Here is a 14,823-nt window from a genome sequence, read left to right as displayed (position 1 = left end):
ACATGAAAAAGGTAGGTTTTTTTCGATCCATTCATCTTAAGTTTGTGTTGATTTACGTATTGCTTATCCTTATTGCGATTCAGATAATTGGGGTCTATTTTGTCAGTAAGCTTGAAAACCAGCTGACCACTAACTTTAACGAATCTCTTGAAGAAAGAATTCATTTACTCGCTTATAGCATTGAGCAGGAAATAAAAAAACAGCGTGATGATACGACACCAACCATTGAAGAAGATATCCGGACGGTGTTACAGGATGTCACGATGGAAGATATAGAAGAAATTCGCATAACAAATAACCAAAGCAAGGTCCTCGGAACGTCGAATCCTTACAATCAGTCAAGTGTAGGGAAAAGGACGACAGAATTGCTGGTTAAACGGGCATTGGTAGTAGGACAGATGTCGAAGAAGACCGTCATCGAAAAGCAAACTCAGAATCGTCTGAGGCTGATTGCAGCACCCGTCAAATCGAACAATCAAGATATCATTGGCGCTATTTACTTGGAAGCGTCCATGGAAAAGGTCTATGCCCAAATGCGTCAAATCAACAGCATCTTTGCAACTGGGACAACCATTGCGCTTGCGGTCACAGCGGTGCTGGGTGTGTTGCTTGCCCAAACCATTACAAGACCCATGTCTGATATGAGAAAACAAGCGCTTGAAATGGCAAGAGGTAACTTCTCAAGGAAAGTAAACATTTACGGTAACGATGAAATAGGTCAGTTGGCTTTATCCTTTAATAACCTTACGAAAAAGCTGCAGGAAGCACAGGCGACTACCGAAGGGGAAAGAAGGAAGTTGAGCTCTGTCTTGTCCCATATGACGGATGGAGTTCTTGCGACAGACAGAAAAGGCAGGATAATTTTGATCAATGAGCCTGCCCTCGGGATGCTGAACGTTTCACGTGAAACAGTATTAAATAAACCGATTGTAGAAGTGCTTGGAATCGAAGAAACTCATTCCTTTGATCAACTTATATCGGAACAAGAGTCACTTATTCTGGACTTTAGTACCGAAAAAGAGCCATATATTTTGCGTGCCAGTAACTCGATCATTCAAAAGGAAACAGGTTTCATTAATGGTCTGATTACTGTTTTACACGATATCACGGAGCAAGAGAAAATAGATCTTGAACGAAGAGAGTTTGTCGCGAATGTGTCGCATGAACTAAGAACACCGTTGACCACGATGAGGAGCTATTTAGAAGCGTTGGCAGACGGTGCATGGCAGGATGATGAGATTGCTCCAAGGTTTCTAGATGTAACGCAAACGGAGACAGAGCGAATGATTCGATTGGTGAATGATTTGTTGCAGCTATCCAAAATGGATTCAAGAGATTATAACTTTTACAAAAATAGCGTCGATTTTGTAGAGTTTTTCAATAAAATCATTGAGCGTTTCGAAATGTCTAAATCTCAAAAAGTGGATTTTGTCAGAAGTATGCCTAACCAAGAAATCTTTGTTTCCATTGACACAGATAAAATCACACAGGTGTTGGATAACATTATTTCCAATGCGATGAAGTATTCGCCTGAAGGTGGCACTATCACGTTCACTGTGGATATTGAAGAGGCTGCCAATCAGATTCTGGTCAGTATCAGTGACCAAGGGGTAGGAATACCAAAATCAGATATTAATAAGATCTTTGAACGTTTTTATCGAGTGGATAAAGCAAGAACAAGGATGCTTGGTGGGACCGGTCTGGGTCTTGCAATAGCTAAAGAAATGATTCAAGCACATGATGGAGACATCTGGGCCTCCAGCGTGGAAGGAAAAGGCACAACTATTTACTTTACACTTCCAATTTCCGAGGAAGAGCAAGAAGGTGACTGGGAATGAAATATGAAAATATTAAATCGATTGTATTAACCATTCTTGTCCTGACAAGCTTGATTCTCACCTGGAATTTATGGACCTATCAGCCCGATTTTGATTATTTAGATGAAGGCGATAGCACCATTAGTGAAGTGGAAATTAATGAAAAGCAGGAAATAGGCCAGCTTATTCAACCTAGCAAACTGTTATATCATTTTGATGGGGTACATCATGGAACAGAGGAACTAGCAGATCTTAATTTATTTATGGAAGAGCTGGGAAAATGGAGCCTTTTTGATATTGAGATCACTAATTACTCTGAGGAAGATTTCTACTCTTTCATGCATGGCAATGGAAAAATGGAGGTTGTTTTTCCGACAAACATCCCTTTACAAACCTTTAGATATTTAACAGGTTTTAGTGATAGTGAACCTCCGAATATTTCCGTCAACCGGATACTGATTGATTTTTCGGGAGAATCATTTGGAGGTGAACCAATTATTTATTTGGTTCAATATGAAGAGAGAAAAGTGTACCAAGCTAAGGTTCGCAACCTTTCTACCAATGAGTTGTCTCGAACGTTTTATCAAACGGCAAAGATCTTACCAACATTCATTTATGAAGAAGTTGATGAAAATCGGTATGTGTTTTTTCCAGAACAGGCGCCAAAAGTCCGGACTGGTTATTATTATGCGAAACAGTTGAATCCGGAAGATTTTAAAAATGCCTTATTCAGCAACCCAAGCATCGTGACACGAGATCAAGTAACAGACGGAATTGTTTTCCGAGATGATTCCAGTCTGATGAGTGTATCCCGTCCCTATAATAATCTACACTACGTTAATCCGGGGAATACAGGACTTGGGAATTCCATGGACTTTAACGTGATTGAACGGGGAATTGAGTTCGTTAACGAACATAGCGGTTGGACAGGACAACCGGAGCGGTTTAAACTTGATAATTGGACAAGCAGCACAATCGAGCATAATGTTGTCTACAGGATGTTCATAGGGGATTATCCGATCTACTATTTTGCAGAAAAAGGAGTAGCGGATATTTCGCAATCATGGCGAAATAACGAGATTTATGAATACGTGAGACCTATGTTTGAATTTCTGTCTTGGAAATCGATTGGAACAAATATTCCTTCAGGAAGAGAAGTTAAGCGGGAACTTGACAACTTCAGTGACCTCCGAAATATCCAGGACATACGAGTCGGATATGAATTGAAGAGGGAATCGGATGTATACATCATCGATCCAATCTGGGTGTACAAGGAAAACAATGCTTGGAACAAATTAAATTTCACCGGTAGCGATGAGTTAGAAGGAGGGATGTAGAATGGATTGGAGGAGAACCAAAACCATTTTTATCATTACCTTTCTTATCCTCAATGTATTTCTTGTTTTTCAAATCCTTGAAAAAAGGAAGAACAATCAGCTGGAAATCTTGGCGGAAGCTTCTATGGAAGAGCAGTTCAATGTAGATGAAATATCGTATGGCCAACTGCCAAAGGCGCCGGATAAAGCAAGCTATATAAGTGGAAACAGCTATGTATTTACAGAAGAGGATACAAAGAAGTTGACGGAAAAAGGGCAAAAGGCGGAGATTGTAGAAGACATCAAGCTAGTTTCCACTTGGGAAGAGCCGATCCCTTTGCCTGAAATGAATATGATCACCAGATTAGAGACCATTTTTAAAGAAGAATTATTGTTTGGGGAGAAATATGAGTTCTGGGGATTTAATCCACAAACCAAGAGCCTTATTTTCTTCCAACAATATGATGGAAAAAACATTTATAGCAATGACAGTGCGATGGTGGTAGCGTATCTCAATGATCTCAACGAGTTAATATCTTATGAACAAACTTTTATTGTGGATACAGAAAAAATGGATGTAGAACAGGACGTTATTTCAGTCCTGGATGCACTTTATAATCTGTATAATACAGGAGATCTGAAGCCGGGGAGCGAAGTAGGAAATGTCAAGCTTGGATATTATACCCTTGTAGACTATACCAATTCCCATGTGCTAATCCCGACTTGGCATATTGTCGTCAATGAAGAAGAGGATTTTTACGTTAACGCGTTTGAAGGATCTGTCATAAAAAAAGATAAACGAACATTGGAGTGAAGTGACATGAGCCTGCATTTTAGCGTGCTAGCTAGCGGCAGCACAGGAAATGCAATTTATGTCGCAACAGAGGAGCATTCTTTATTAATCGATGCTGGTTTGAGCGGCAAAAAAATGCAAGAACTGTTTAATGGGATAGGCAGAAAAATAGAAGACCTATCCGGAATTTTGGTGACACATGAGCATAGCGATCACATTAAGGGGCTTGGCGTACTTGCGAGAAAGTACAAGCTCCCGATCTATGCCAATGAAAAGACATGGAAGGCGATGGACGGCCTGGTTGGCGTCATCCCGACAGAGCAAAAATTCAATTTTGAAATCGAACAGGTGAAAACATTCGGTGGACTTGATGTCCAGTCATTTGGTGTATCTCATGATGCAGCAGAGCCGATGTTTTATTCCTTCCATGACGGCGATAAAAAGGTCGTGGTCATCACCGACACAGGTTATGTCAGCGACAGGATGAAAGGTATCATTTCTAATGCCGACGCCTATGTCTTTGAAAGCAATCACGATGTGCAGATGCTGCAGATGGGACACTATCCGTGGAGCATTAAACGCCGCATCCTAAGCGATGTTGGCCACGTATCTAATGAGGATGCAGCCCTTGCCATGGCAGACGTCATGGGAGACAAAACGAAGCGTATTTATTTGGCGCATTTAAGTAAAGATAATAACATGAAAGATTTAGCGAGGATGTCTGTCCAGCAAACACTTGCCACACAAGGTGTAATCGTGGGAGAACAAGTGGAGTTGTATGACACAGACCCTAATAAACCAACCGCGCTTGCTTTCGTGTAAAAGTCTTAGGCTTAAAGCGCCTTTCTTTTTGTCTTTTTTCTGGACTTTTACATGAAGAAGCGGTCGATTGTTGGTTTCGATGCGATGTGAAAGAAAGGAAGGACAACATGGGATATTACGACAAACAAGATCCATCTGATCACTCTAAACAAAAAGGAAACAGAGGGAAGTACTTTCTCCCCGGAATTGTAGCATTGTCACTTGGCGTATTACTACTCGCTGTAGCGTTCCCTGGACTAACAGGCCGGGTTATGCCAGATGGAAGCGAGCGTCAGGCCGTCGAGCAGCGAGAGCAGCTTCCAGAACAGCCTGAATCCGGCGGGGCGGCAGCGGAAATTCGCAACGTCTCCGTTAATGTAACATCAGGTGTCACAGAGGCAGTCGATAATGTCGCAGAAGCAGTGGTGGGCGTCATCAACCTGCAAAATGCCTCCTTCTGGAACGACACAGAAGTGGAAACAGACGAAGAAGGCGAAGCAGGAACAGGCTCTGGAGTCATCTATAAAAAAGAGAACGGTAAAGCTTATGTGGTGACGAACTATCATGTTATCGAAGGGGCAACCCAGGTGGAATTGAGCCTGATTGACGGGACAAGGGTGCCGGCAGAGGTGCTCGGAGAAGATCCGCTCACAGACCTTGCCGTGTTGTCCATGGAAGATGAAATGGTCACAAAGGTTGCAGACTTCGGCAACTCTGACAGCGTCCGCACAGGCGAACCCGTTATCGCCATCGGAAACCCACTCGGTTTACAATTTTCCGGATCCGTTACACAAGGAATTATCTCGGGAACAGACAGAAGCATTCCAGTGGATGTGAACAGGGACGGCACACCTGACTGGCATGCAGATGTCATGCAGACGGATGCTGCCATCAACCCTGGAAACAGCGGAGGCGCATTAATCAATATTCAAGGAAAAGTCATCGGCATCAACTCGATGAAAATTGCCCAGTCTGCCGTGGAAGGAATCGGTTTGGCCATTCCGGTCAACTCGGCGATTCCAATTATTAATGACTTGGAGCAATATGGACAAGTAAAACGTCCGTACTTCGGTGTTAGCATCGGATCCTTGTCGGATGTATCCAGCTATCACTGGCAGCAGACATTGAAGCTTCCAAAAGAAGTTAGTGCGGGAGTTTATATTACCGGGGTAGCCCCTGGTTCGCCTGCTGCTAATGCGGGATTGCAGGAATATGATGTGGTTGTGGAGCTTGACGGGGAACAAGTGCGAGATGTGATTGAGCTGCGAAAACATCTCTATAATGAAAAGCAAGTCGGCGATAAGATGGAGGTAACATTTTATCGTGGCCAAGATCAAAAAACAACGACCGTCGATTTAACGGAAGATACAACCGGCGAGTAGTAGAAAAGGGGAGGGATAATTGAAATCTCTCCTCTTTTTGTTTCCACACATGTGGATAAATGGTATTATAGTGAAGTTAATGAAGGAATGGAAAGGATTGTGGATAAAATGAAATGTTGTTTAGAGCATATTGAATTAGCCATGGAAATGTACATAGATGAGCACGAAGAAGCACCAATATTGGAGATGTTACCGGAGGAAGAGAAGTTATCAACAACCTGTGAATTATGTTCTGAACCTGCTGTATATATGGTGGGGAACTGATATTCGCCCACTAAATGTGGATAGAAACTGTTGATATGTGGATAACTTTTGTGGATAAACTGTTTGCAAGGTGGTATGACATGTGAATATCTCAATAATCACAATTGGAAAACTGAAAGAGAAGTATTTGAAACAAGGAATAAATGAGTACTTGAAGCGTTTGAGTGCCTACGCAAAAATTGAAATCGTGGAGCTTCCAGACGAAAAAGCACCAGAGCAATTAAGCGAAGCCGAAATGGAACAAGTGAAAAACAAAGAAGGCGAACGGATTTTGGCGAAAATTTCCGATGACACACATGTGATCGCCTTGGCGATTGAAGGAAAGCAGCGTTCTTCTCAAGAGTTAGCGAAGGAAATGGATAAGCTTGCGACTTATGGGAAGAGTAAGGTCGCGTTTGTTATTGGCGGATCATTAGGTTTGAGTGGGGACGTGATGAAGAGAGCGAATGATACGCTGTCCTTTTCGAAGATGACGTTTCCGCATCAGTTGATGAAGTTGATATTGTTGGAGCAGGTTTATCGGGGGTTTAGGATTAATCGGGGGGAACCGTACCATAAGTAATGGTAAACTCCAAGCATGTTAAATGGCTTTAAATAGTTTAAAGAAACAAACTCTTTTATAGACGAGAAGCATTGAAAAATCTGTAAATTGTGTTTTCCGAATTCCAACTAATCCTTTTTGCTAATAATATTCTTCTCTACGGACACGATAAGACAAACGAAACTTTATAGATTGGTGGCCGTGAGAATGAAGGTATTATCTATGATTCAGCCCTGGGCAAGTCTTTTTGTCCTTCGAGAGAATGAATTTGAAACAAGGTCATGGAAAACAAATTATCGCGGGCCGTTGGCTATTCATACAAGTAAAAAAATCGATAAGGCTGTCTGCAGGCATGTGGCCATCCGTTCACTGCTCTGTAAGCATGGATATACTGAAGAGACCCTTCCCACCGGAATGATTATTGCTATCTGCAGGCTGGAAAATTGTCTGAAGATAACTGAAAAAAACCAGACATCAGCAGTTCTGGAAAATGGACAAATCGTATCAGGAAATGATTTTTTTTTAGGAGACTTTACTGTGGGAGGATATGCTTGGGAGGTTCAAGACATGAAGATCTTGAATGAACGTATCCCTGCAAAAGGCCAGCTTGGGTTATGGGAAACTGATTTATTATGAAAGGCGATGCCGGTAAGCAGTATTTCACTTGTATATAGGAATAATGGATTTAGCAATCCCGGAAAGTTTAATAAGAGACGAAAAACTATTAAAAGATTAGACCAGCTTGGATGAGAGAACTAAGAAAAACTTTATAGACAAACAAATCGTTAAATCCCTTTAGATATTTTTATCCAAAGGGATTTTTTAAAGTGAAAAGAAAGATGTTTGTATAAAGGGAATAAATTATAACATGGTATTTTTGACATCTACCTTCTTTTAAGTAAATATCAACCCATTATTTAAATTTATCTAATTCTTTATAAAGAATCTTTGTGAATAGAAGCGAAAGAATAGAACCTACTAATAAAAGTGCCATATCCCATTGGGCATCCCATATATCTCCTTGCATACCTAAAAAATCGTTTGTGACTTTCCCTTTATTCCCTATTTTTGCACTTGCCCACTCAATGATTTCATAGAAAGCCCCGATTGCTAGAGTTATACATAGAGCAATAAAGTTTGTGGTTTTACTTTTCGATAAAGCTGTTTTCCTTAATAATATCTCTATTATAACTAACACAATAGACCCTTTTAGAAAATGACCGAACCGATCATAGTGGTTTCTTTGTAAATCAAAATAGTCTCTAATCCATGAAAAGAGAGGGACTTTGGAATAAGAATAATGCCCTCCTATAAACGTTAAAATGACTAGAAGGGTAATGATGAAATAGGAAACAGTGGTAAGGCGAAACTTATTGTATGTTGATATTAAAAATATTAAGACTAATACTGAAGGTAAAACCTCCACCAACAAAATCATATAACCTTCTACAGGTTTAATTAGGGACCAAATAAGAACGAGTATAACCACAAATGAGAAAAAAAAATGTATCGAACTTGCTTTTTTACCTAACACTCAAATCATCTCTCCATCAGAAAACAAGATGGATATAGTATTTGCTAAAATTAAAAAAATATAGAAAGAGGTATGGTTGCTGGTTTCTGAAAAAAGATAGGCAAAAATTAAGTTATAAATCCTTTACTAAGAGGTATTGTTATCTTTACGGGTTTTAAGAGGAATAAGTGGAGGTAACAGTATGCGTGTAGGTGGGTTTGGATTAGTAACTTTAGCAGCAATATTATGGGGCATTTCCGGAGGACTCGGCGGATTTTTAATGGATAAAGGTTGGGACCCCCTGGTCATCTCCTTTTATAGGGGAACAGTAGGTTTATTATGTATTCTTATTTGGTTCTTGTTCCAGCCTACCCGGTGGAATAAGCCGCTGCTGTTCTGGTCCATTGTGGCAGGTGTTGGAGTAGCAGGGAATTTTATTTTTTACTTTGTCAGTATCTCAGAGGCCAGTATTGCGGTAGCGGCAACATTGATGTATACTGCGCCAGTTTTTGTCCTTCTTATCTCTTTTATACTTCGTCTTGAACAAGGGTCATTATTTAAATGGCTGGCTATTGGTTTGGTGATGGCTGGAGTGGTATTGCTGACAGAGGTTTACAGCATTGGCTCCGATAGTATCACGATGCTTGGACTTGGTGCAGGGTTAGGCGCGGGGTTATCGTATGCATTATTCATTTTTGGTTTTAAAAATGCCTCGCGCCACGGGCAACCGCAAGGAATTTTAACGATCGCATTTCTTGCCTTTACTATCATTACGATGTTTTTCACTGATCGGAGTGAAGCAGTTTCTCTTTTTAACTCACCGGACTTATTATGGATGATTCTTTTAGGGATATTGGGAGCAGGCTTGTCATTCTTCTTGTATGTAGTTGGTTTGAAACGAACATCGCCGACTTCAGCTTCCATTATTGCAATGGTGGAACCGGTCACTGCGTCCCTTTTTGGATTTATTGTTTTGAGTGAACTGCTTACAGCAACCCAGCTTGGAGGTATGGCAATCATCTTGGTGACAGTGACCATCTTAGGTGTGAAGCAGAGTAGAAAAAGTAACTCTTGAATAAAGAGGACAGGTTCCTCGACCCGTCTATACACTAAAGCATAGTTGCGTTTATGTTCCTGTCCTTCAATTTGATTTTTTAGACCTGTACCTCACTCATAAATGCATGAGTATTATCTTCTGTATATATTTAAAAAATACCATTCATGTTTCTGATTTTCCTATTTTCGTTACAGTATGTAGTTCATCGAAAATAATATTAAATAATACCAAGCCTTTCGTCTCCTGATTCTTTGTTGCTTTACCTCTTGACAGCATTAAAAATACAGACTATACTTACAATTAAATTTTAGAATTTTACTAATTTAATATGCAAATTCTCTTATCAAGAGAGGTGGAGGGACTGGCCCTATGATGCCCGGCAACCATTCTTATGTTTTTCGTAAGGAAAGGTGCTAATTCCAGCAAGACACGTGGAGTGTTTTGGAAGATGAGAGAGGACAGAGTATTTTTAAATACGTAAGCCTCTCTTTTTTATTAGGGAGGCTTTTTTATTTTGTCTACAATATGGGGGGGGAGGAACATTTCAATTCGAATTCAAGGAGCACCAAGCTTTTATAAATGCAAGGAGGATATACTGCAGGAATTGTCCGTGCTTTTAAAGGAAAGGGACATAGGTTCCTTGCTGATCATTCATGGAGAGAAGTCATTCCAGGCTATTAAACCGTATTGGCCGGAGCGTGAGGAGGCTAATGCGACGTATGTTGCTTACTCCGGTATCTGTTCAGAATCTGAAATAAAAAGATGTAAAGAGCTGGCAGAATCCTTACACGTCGATGCTGTCATTGGAATAGGCGGAGGGAAGGTCCTGGATCTTGCAAAGGCTGCAGGCCATGAGGCTAAAAAGGACGTCATCCTCATACCGACACTTGCCTCTACTTGTGCGGCTTGGACACCGTTAAGCGTCATATATGATGACGAGGGACGCTTCCAAACCTACACAGTCTTTCCCCGCAGTACCTATATGGTTCTAGTAGAACCGAGGGTGATCCTAGGAGCACCGTCAAGATATTTGAAAGCTGGAATTGGGGATACGCTTGCCAAATGGTATGAGGCGAATGCCATTGTGCATGGATTGGATTACATCCCGTTGCCTGTGGAGGTAGCACTGCATGCAGCAAAATTAAGTAGAAATCGATTATTAGAGGAGAGCCATCAAGCGCTGATAGATTGCGAGGCAGGTAATCTTTCCCCTTCTGTCCTCACCATTATCGAGGCGAATATTTTGCTGGGGGGAATGGTAGGTGGCTTTGGAGATGAGTATGGAAGAGTGGCGGGAGCACATTCGATCCATAATGCACTAACACATCTACCTGGCACAACGGAGCTGCTTCATGGAGAAAAGGTGGCATATGGGATACTCGTACAACTTGCACTGGAGGGGAACGAGGAAGAAATCAGCTCGCTGCTCCCTTTCTATAGGCAAATAGGATTGCCATCCTCTTGTGGGGACCTACATATTCAGGGGCGAGATGATATACATCTAATCGCTGAAAAGGCGCTTTTGCCTCACGAATCCATCCATTTTATGAAAAACAAATTTACGCAGCAGGATATTGTTGCTGCCATTGCAAAACTAGAAACATTACAAAAAGGAGAGAGAGAAGCATGAAAAAATTCGCAGTATTATGCATGAGCATTCTTTTATCATTGGTAGTCACCGCTTGTGGAGGAGAGCAAGGGGAGGGACAGGCGTTAAGTGAGGATAAGTTGAAAATAGGAGTGACCGCTGGCCCGCATGAACAGGTTTTAGAGAAGGTGAAGGAAGTAGCAGAAGAAGATGGGCTAGAGATTGAAATTGTCGTGTTCAATGAATATGTGATGCCTAATGTGGCTCTTGCAGAAAGAGAATTAGACGTAAATAGCTTTCAGCACAAACCATACCTAGATCAATTTAAAGAGGACCGGGGCTTAGATCTTGTGGAAATTGCCAATACCGTCAACTTTCCAATGGGAATGTACTCCGATTCCATTACCGACGTAAGCGAATTAAAGGATGGAGATAAAGTAGGGCTTCCAAATGATCCGACAAATGGAGCGCGTGCACTTATCCTTTTTGAACAAGCGGGATTAATCAAGCTTAAAGATGGCGCTGGGGTTGGAGCTACAGTAAAGGATGTGGAGGAGAACGAATTAAATCTTGAATTCGTGGAGCTTGAGGCAGCTCAAATCCCCCGTCAGCTAGATGAGTTGGCAGCTGCCGCCATCAACACAAACTTTGCAGTGGAACATGGACTTGTTCCAACCGAGGATTCGATCTTCATGGAGCCAGGTGATTCTCCTTGGGTGAACTTGCTCGCTGTTCGTACCGAAAACAAAGATGATCCGGTTTTAGACAAACTGATCAAGGCTTACCATTCAGACGAAGTAAAGCAATTTATTGAAGAAACGTTCGAAGGCTCTGTTTTGGCATCTTGGTAAAAAAAAGGAGCTGCTTACTATAGCGGCTCTTACTTCTTAGAGTAGGAGGAACATAATGATTAATCTAGTCCACTTAGAAAAGACCTTTAAAACAAAAAAAGGGAAGGTAGAAGCATTGCGAGATGTTTCCTTGGAGGTACAAAAAGGAGAGATTTATGGCGTGATCGGGTATAGCGGTGCTGGGAAAAGCACCTTGATCCGGTGTGTGAATCTCCTTGAGAGGCCTTCTAATGGGAAGGTCTTGATAGACGGAACTGATCTTACCTCCTTATCTTCGCAGAAGCTGCTACTTGCCCGAAGAAAAATTGGCATGATCTTTCAAGGCTTTAACCTATTAAAAACAGCGACTGTTTACGATAACATCGCCATCCCCCTTCGTTTAACTGGCTTGCCCAAGTCCCAAATTGATGAAAGGGTAACGAAGTATTTGTCTATTGTTGGGCTGAAGGATAAGACGGACGCCTTTCCCGGTCAACTTTCGGGAGGGCAAAAGCAAAGGGTTGCGATTGCACGTGCATTATCACATGAACCAGAAATTTTACTAAGTGATGAGGCGACAAGCGCCCTTGATCCGGACACAACAGAGTCCATTTTAGAGCTATTATTAAAGATCAACGAGGAGCTAGGAATCACGATCCTGCTCATCACGCATGAGATGCACGTTATCCAACGAATCTGCGACAGGGTGGCGGTCATGGAAAATGGGAAGATTATTGAGCAGGGAAAAACCGTGGATATTTTTACCCATCCAAAAGAAAAAACAACCAAGAAATTTGTCAATAGTCTGTTTAACCATCAGCTGACAGAAGAGGTTTTCCAATCTCTTCAAGGCACAGGGAAAATTGTGTCTTTCAAATATATAGGATCCTCTTCCAATGATCCCGCACTCGCGACCATCAGCAAAAAATTTGATGTGTATCCAAATATCCTTTCCGGGAATATCACCGAGCTTAAAGGAACACCTTTTGGAAGCCTGCTCGTGCACTTAAGGGGACCGGTGGAAGAGACAGAGAAATCCATTCAATATTTGAAAGACCAAGGGATCATCATTGAGGAGGTGGCAGGATGATTATCGAATTCTTTGATACATGGGGAAGTGATATTTGGGAGGCAATTATCCAAACCTTTCAAATGGTATCCATTTCTTTATCGATTTCCATTGTGATCGGATTGCCCCTTGGAGTTTTCCTTGTTTTGACAAGGCCAGGGAAAAGCCTTGAAAACAAATATCTACATGGTGTCTTGAACACCATCATCAATATCATCCGCTCTATTCCATTTATCATCCTGTTGTTCTTCATTCTGCCGTTCACAAAGTTCCTTGTTGGTACATCGATCGGTGTGCAGGGTGTGATTGTACCGCTTGTTGTATATACCGCACCTTACATTGCAAGGCTGATGGAATCCTCCATATTAGATGTGGATAAAGGTGTCATAGAGGCATATGAAGCGATGGGTATCAAGACAAAGGACATCATTTGGAGTGTCATGATCAGGGAAGCAAGATCCTCCATCGTCTTAGGCTTGACGATCGCAACGATTGGATTAATTGGGGCCACTGCGATGGCTGGCCTTGTCGGTGCTGGCGGATTGGGCGATTTAGCTTATAGATACGGGCACCTCCGCTATGAAGTGGATGTTATGTATGTGACGGTCATATTACTGATCATCCTCGTTCAAGGGCTACAGTCACTCGGAAATACGTTAGCATCAAAGCTTAAGAAAGATTAGGTGTGTGTGATGAATGTTTATCATTTTGAAGACCTGGAAAAAAAGGCCGAGAGTATCTTAGCTCCTCATCCTTTCACCTATGTAAGAAGTGGATCAGGGGATGAGGAAACCATGCAGGATAATGTGGCAGACCTGCGGAAGTGGAAAATCAGGCCAAGATTTCTTCAGGATGTCTCCAAGCGGGACCTATCCATCTCCCTATTTGGTAAAACCTACAAAACACCTTATTTTTTAGCTCCAATCGGCAATCTGGGCATTGTTCATCCAGAAGCGGAACTTGCTGTTTCCCGCGCAGCCAAGCAGGTAGGGATCCCCATTATTGCCAGCACCGTTTCGTCTTTTTCGATGGAGGAGATTGCTGCGGAGGCAGGGGATAGATGGTTTCAGCTATATTGCAGCAGTGACTGGCAAATCACGTTGAGCTTTGTTAAAAGAGCGGAGCAGGCAGGATATGAAGCAATCGTTCTTACAGTGGATATGCCGGCCCTTGGTTATAGAGCAGCAGATCTGACCAATCAATATGCCCCATTCAGACTAGGAGCGGCTTCTGGTAATTATTTTTCAGACCCAGTTTTCCAAAACAAATTGGCTTGTCCGCCAAGCCAAGATTTCCATAGCGCTATCGGTGAACAAGTGAAACACCTATTTGCACCTGGTTTCACATGGGAGGACGTCGCAACCTTGCGTAAAGCAACCACCCTTCCGATTCTTCTAAAAGGAATCCTGCATCCAGCAGATGCCAAAAAGGCTATGGAGTATAAAGTGGACGGACTGATTGTGTCCAACCACGGAGGAAGGCAGCTTGATGGATGCATCTCGTCCATCGCAGCCTTACCGGCGATTGTCGATGAAGTGCGGGGGCGCATTCCCGTCCTTTTTGATAGTGGTATCCGCAAAGGCGCCGATGTGGTGAAAGCCATGGCACTCGGGGCAGATGCGGTCCTTTTGGGAAGGCCGTATGTGTATGGCCTTGCCATTGATGGCGAAGAAGGAGTAAAGACAGTACTGGATAACTTCATATATGACCTTGATGCAACGGTGGCCACAGCGGGAATGCGTGCTGTATCTGAATTAAATCGTGATTTAGTTGTGAGGGATATAGATAGAAATTATATTTAACTCAGCAGGTATGGCCGTCATCTTGGTGACCATAACCATTATAAGTGTGA

Annotated in this window: 15 protein-coding genes and 1 riboswitch; of the genes, 14 read left to right on the top strand and 1 reads right to left on the bottom strand. The window is 42.1% G+C overall.

The genetic code is table 11. The features are described from left to right. Positions 1-2 precede the first annotated feature (2 nt). From walK to K7887_RS21755, 8 genes are all read left to right on the top strand, one after another. Positions 3-1,838, top strand: a complete 1,836-nt coding sequence (gene walK, locus K7887_RS21790) for a cell wall metabolism sensor histidine kinase WalK (RefSeq protein WP_223491682.1) — start codon at positions 3-5, stop codon at positions 1,836-1,838. Next, positions 1,835-3,154, top strand: coding sequence for a YycH family regulatory protein (locus tag K7887_RS21785; RefSeq protein WP_223491681.1), 1,320 nt, complete (start codon positions 1,835-1,837; stop codon positions 3,152-3,154). Before walK ends, K7887_RS21785 begins: the two co-directional genes overlap by 4 nt. A 1-nt stretch (position 3,155) precedes the next feature. After that, positions 3,156-3,947, top strand: a complete 792-nt coding sequence (locus tag K7887_RS21780; protein ID WP_223491680.1) for a two-component system regulatory protein YycI — start codon at positions 3,156-3,158, stop codon at positions 3,945-3,947. A gap of 6 nt (positions 3,948-3,953) precedes the next feature. Continuing rightward, complete coding sequence (locus K7887_RS21775; protein ID WP_223491679.1) at positions 3,954-4,748, top strand: MBL fold metallo-hydrolase; 795 nt, start codon at positions 3,954-3,956, stop codon at positions 4,746-4,748. Positions 4,749-4,855: 107 nt separating this feature from the next. Beyond that, entirely contained in the window at positions 4,856-6,109 is a 1,254-nt protein-coding gene (locus K7887_RS21770; RefSeq protein ID WP_223491678.1) for a S1C family serine protease, read from the top strand. A gap of 108 nt (positions 6,110-6,217) precedes the next feature. After that, positions 6,218-6,373 carry a CxxH/CxxC protein gene (locus K7887_RS21765; RefSeq protein ID WP_083800967.1) on the top strand — a complete coding sequence of 52 codons (156 nt, stop codon included), beginning with the start codon at positions 6,218-6,220 and terminating at the stop codon, positions 6,371-6,373. Positions 6,374-6,455: 82 nt separating this feature from the next. Then, positions 6,456-6,935: a 23S rRNA (pseudouridine(1915)-N(3))-methyltransferase RlmH gene (rlmH, locus tag K7887_RS21760; RefSeq protein ID WP_223491677.1), complete on the top strand. Its 480-nt coding sequence runs from the start codon at positions 6,456-6,458 to the stop codon at positions 6,933-6,935. Between the two features lie 186 nt (positions 6,936-7,121). Beyond that, positions 7,122-7,550 (top strand): ASCH domain-containing protein, encoded by a 429-nt coding sequence (locus K7887_RS21755; RefSeq protein WP_223491676.1) that lies wholly within the window; start codon positions 7,122-7,124, stop codon positions 7,548-7,550. 277 nt (positions 7,551-7,827) lie between these two features. Here the strand turns inward: K7887_RS21755 and K7887_RS21750 are convergent, their stop codons facing one another. Continuing rightward, on the bottom strand, positions 7,828-8,448 hold the full coding sequence (locus K7887_RS21750) for a DUF2238 domain-containing protein (RefSeq protein WP_223491675.1): 621 nt from the start codon (positions 8,446-8,448) through the stop codon (positions 7,828-7,830). Positions 8,449-8,629: 181 nt separating this feature from the next. Here K7887_RS21750 and K7887_RS21745 point away from each other — a divergent pair, with 181 nt between their 5' ends. From K7887_RS21745 to K7887_RS21720, 6 genes are all read left to right on the top strand, one after another. Continuing rightward, positions 8,630-9,502: an EamA family transporter gene (locus tag K7887_RS21745; protein ID WP_223491674.1), complete on the top strand. Its 873-nt coding sequence runs from the start codon at positions 8,630-8,632 to the stop codon at positions 9,500-9,502. A 319-nt stretch (positions 9,503-9,821) separates the two neighbouring features. Next, positions 9,822-9,939, top strand: a riboswitch (SAM riboswitch). A 59-nt stretch (positions 9,940-9,998) separates the two neighbouring features. Beyond that, positions 9,999-11,114 carry an iron-containing alcohol dehydrogenase family protein gene (locus K7887_RS21740; RefSeq protein ID WP_223491673.1) on the top strand — a complete coding sequence of 372 codons (1,116 nt, stop codon included), beginning with the start codon at positions 9,999-10,001 and terminating at the stop codon, positions 11,112-11,114. Beyond that, a complete protein-coding gene (locus K7887_RS21735; protein WP_223491672.1) occupies positions 11,111-11,923 on the top strand; it encodes a MetQ/NlpA family ABC transporter substrate-binding protein in 813 nt (270 codons plus the stop codon). Before K7887_RS21740 ends, K7887_RS21735 begins: the two co-directional genes overlap by 4 nt. Positions 11,924-11,978: 55 nt before the next feature. Further along, positions 11,979-12,992, top strand: a complete 1,014-nt coding sequence (locus K7887_RS21730; protein WP_223491671.1) for a methionine ABC transporter ATP-binding protein — start codon at positions 11,979-11,981, stop codon at positions 12,990-12,992. Further along, positions 12,989-13,654, top strand: coding sequence for a methionine ABC transporter permease (locus tag K7887_RS21725; RefSeq protein ID WP_223491670.1), 666 nt, complete (start codon positions 12,989-12,991; stop codon positions 13,652-13,654). The genes K7887_RS21730 and K7887_RS21725 overlap by 4 nt, the downstream gene beginning before the upstream one ends. Before the next feature lie 9 nt (positions 13,655-13,663). Further along, on the top strand, positions 13,664-14,773 hold the full coding sequence (locus K7887_RS21720; protein ID WP_223491669.1) for an alpha-hydroxy-acid oxidizing protein: 1,110 nt from the start codon (positions 13,664-13,666) through the stop codon (positions 14,771-14,773). Positions 14,774-14,823 lie beyond the last annotated feature (50 nt).

It is taken from the genome of Sutcliffiella horikoshii (assembly GCF_019931755.1).
In the GTDB taxonomy this organism is placed as follows: Bacteria; Bacillota; Bacilli; order Bacillales; family Bacillaceae_I; genus Sutcliffiella_A; species Sutcliffiella_A horikoshii_E.
The sequence above is the reverse complement of the archived record's forward strand: the minus strand, read 5'-3'. Positions and strand labels throughout refer to the sequence as shown.

Bases quoted from the DNA above. Each gene is read 5' to 3' on its own strand.
- K7887_RS21765 (WP_083800967.1), top strand. From the start codon at position 6,218: ATGAAATGTTGTTTAGAGCATATTGAATTAGCCATGGAAATGTACATA.
- K7887_RS21735 (WP_223491672.1), top strand. From the start codon at position 11,111: ATGAAAAAATTCGCAGTATTATGCATGAGCATTCTTTTATCATTGGTA.
- K7887_RS21755 (WP_223491676.1), top strand. From the start codon at position 7,122: ATGAAGGTATTATCTATGATTCAGCCCTGGGCAAGTCTTTTTGTCCTT.
- K7887_RS21785 (WP_223491681.1), top strand. From the start codon at position 1,835: ATGAAATATGAAAATATTAAATCGATTGTATTAACCATTCTTGTCCTG.
- K7887_RS21775 (WP_223491679.1), top strand. From the start codon at position 3,954: ATGAGCCTGCATTTTAGCGTGCTAGCTAGCGGCAGCACAGGAAATGCA.
- K7887_RS21780 (WP_223491680.1), top strand. From the start codon at position 3,156: ATGGATTGGAGGAGAACCAAAACCATTTTTATCATTACCTTTCTTATC.
- K7887_RS21725 (WP_223491670.1), top strand. From the start codon at position 12,989: ATGATTATCGAATTCTTTGATACATGGGGAAGTGATATTTGGGAGGCA.
- K7887_RS21730 (WP_223491671.1), top strand. From the start codon at position 11,979: ATGATTAATCTAGTCCACTTAGAAAAGACCTTTAAAACAAAAAAAGGG.
- K7887_RS21720 (WP_223491669.1), top strand. From the start codon at position 13,664: ATGAATGTTTATCATTTTGAAGACCTGGAAAAAAAGGCCGAGAGTATC.
- K7887_RS21745 (WP_223491674.1), top strand. From the start codon at position 8,630: ATGCGTGTAGGTGGGTTTGGATTAGTAACTTTAGCAGCAATATTATGG.
- K7887_RS21770 (WP_223491678.1), top strand. From the start codon at position 4,856: ATGGGATATTACGACAAACAAGATCCATCTGATCACTCTAAACAAAAA.
- walK (WP_223491682.1), top strand. From the start codon at position 3: ATGAAAAAGGTAGGTTTTTTTCGATCCATTCATCTTAAGTTTGTGTTG.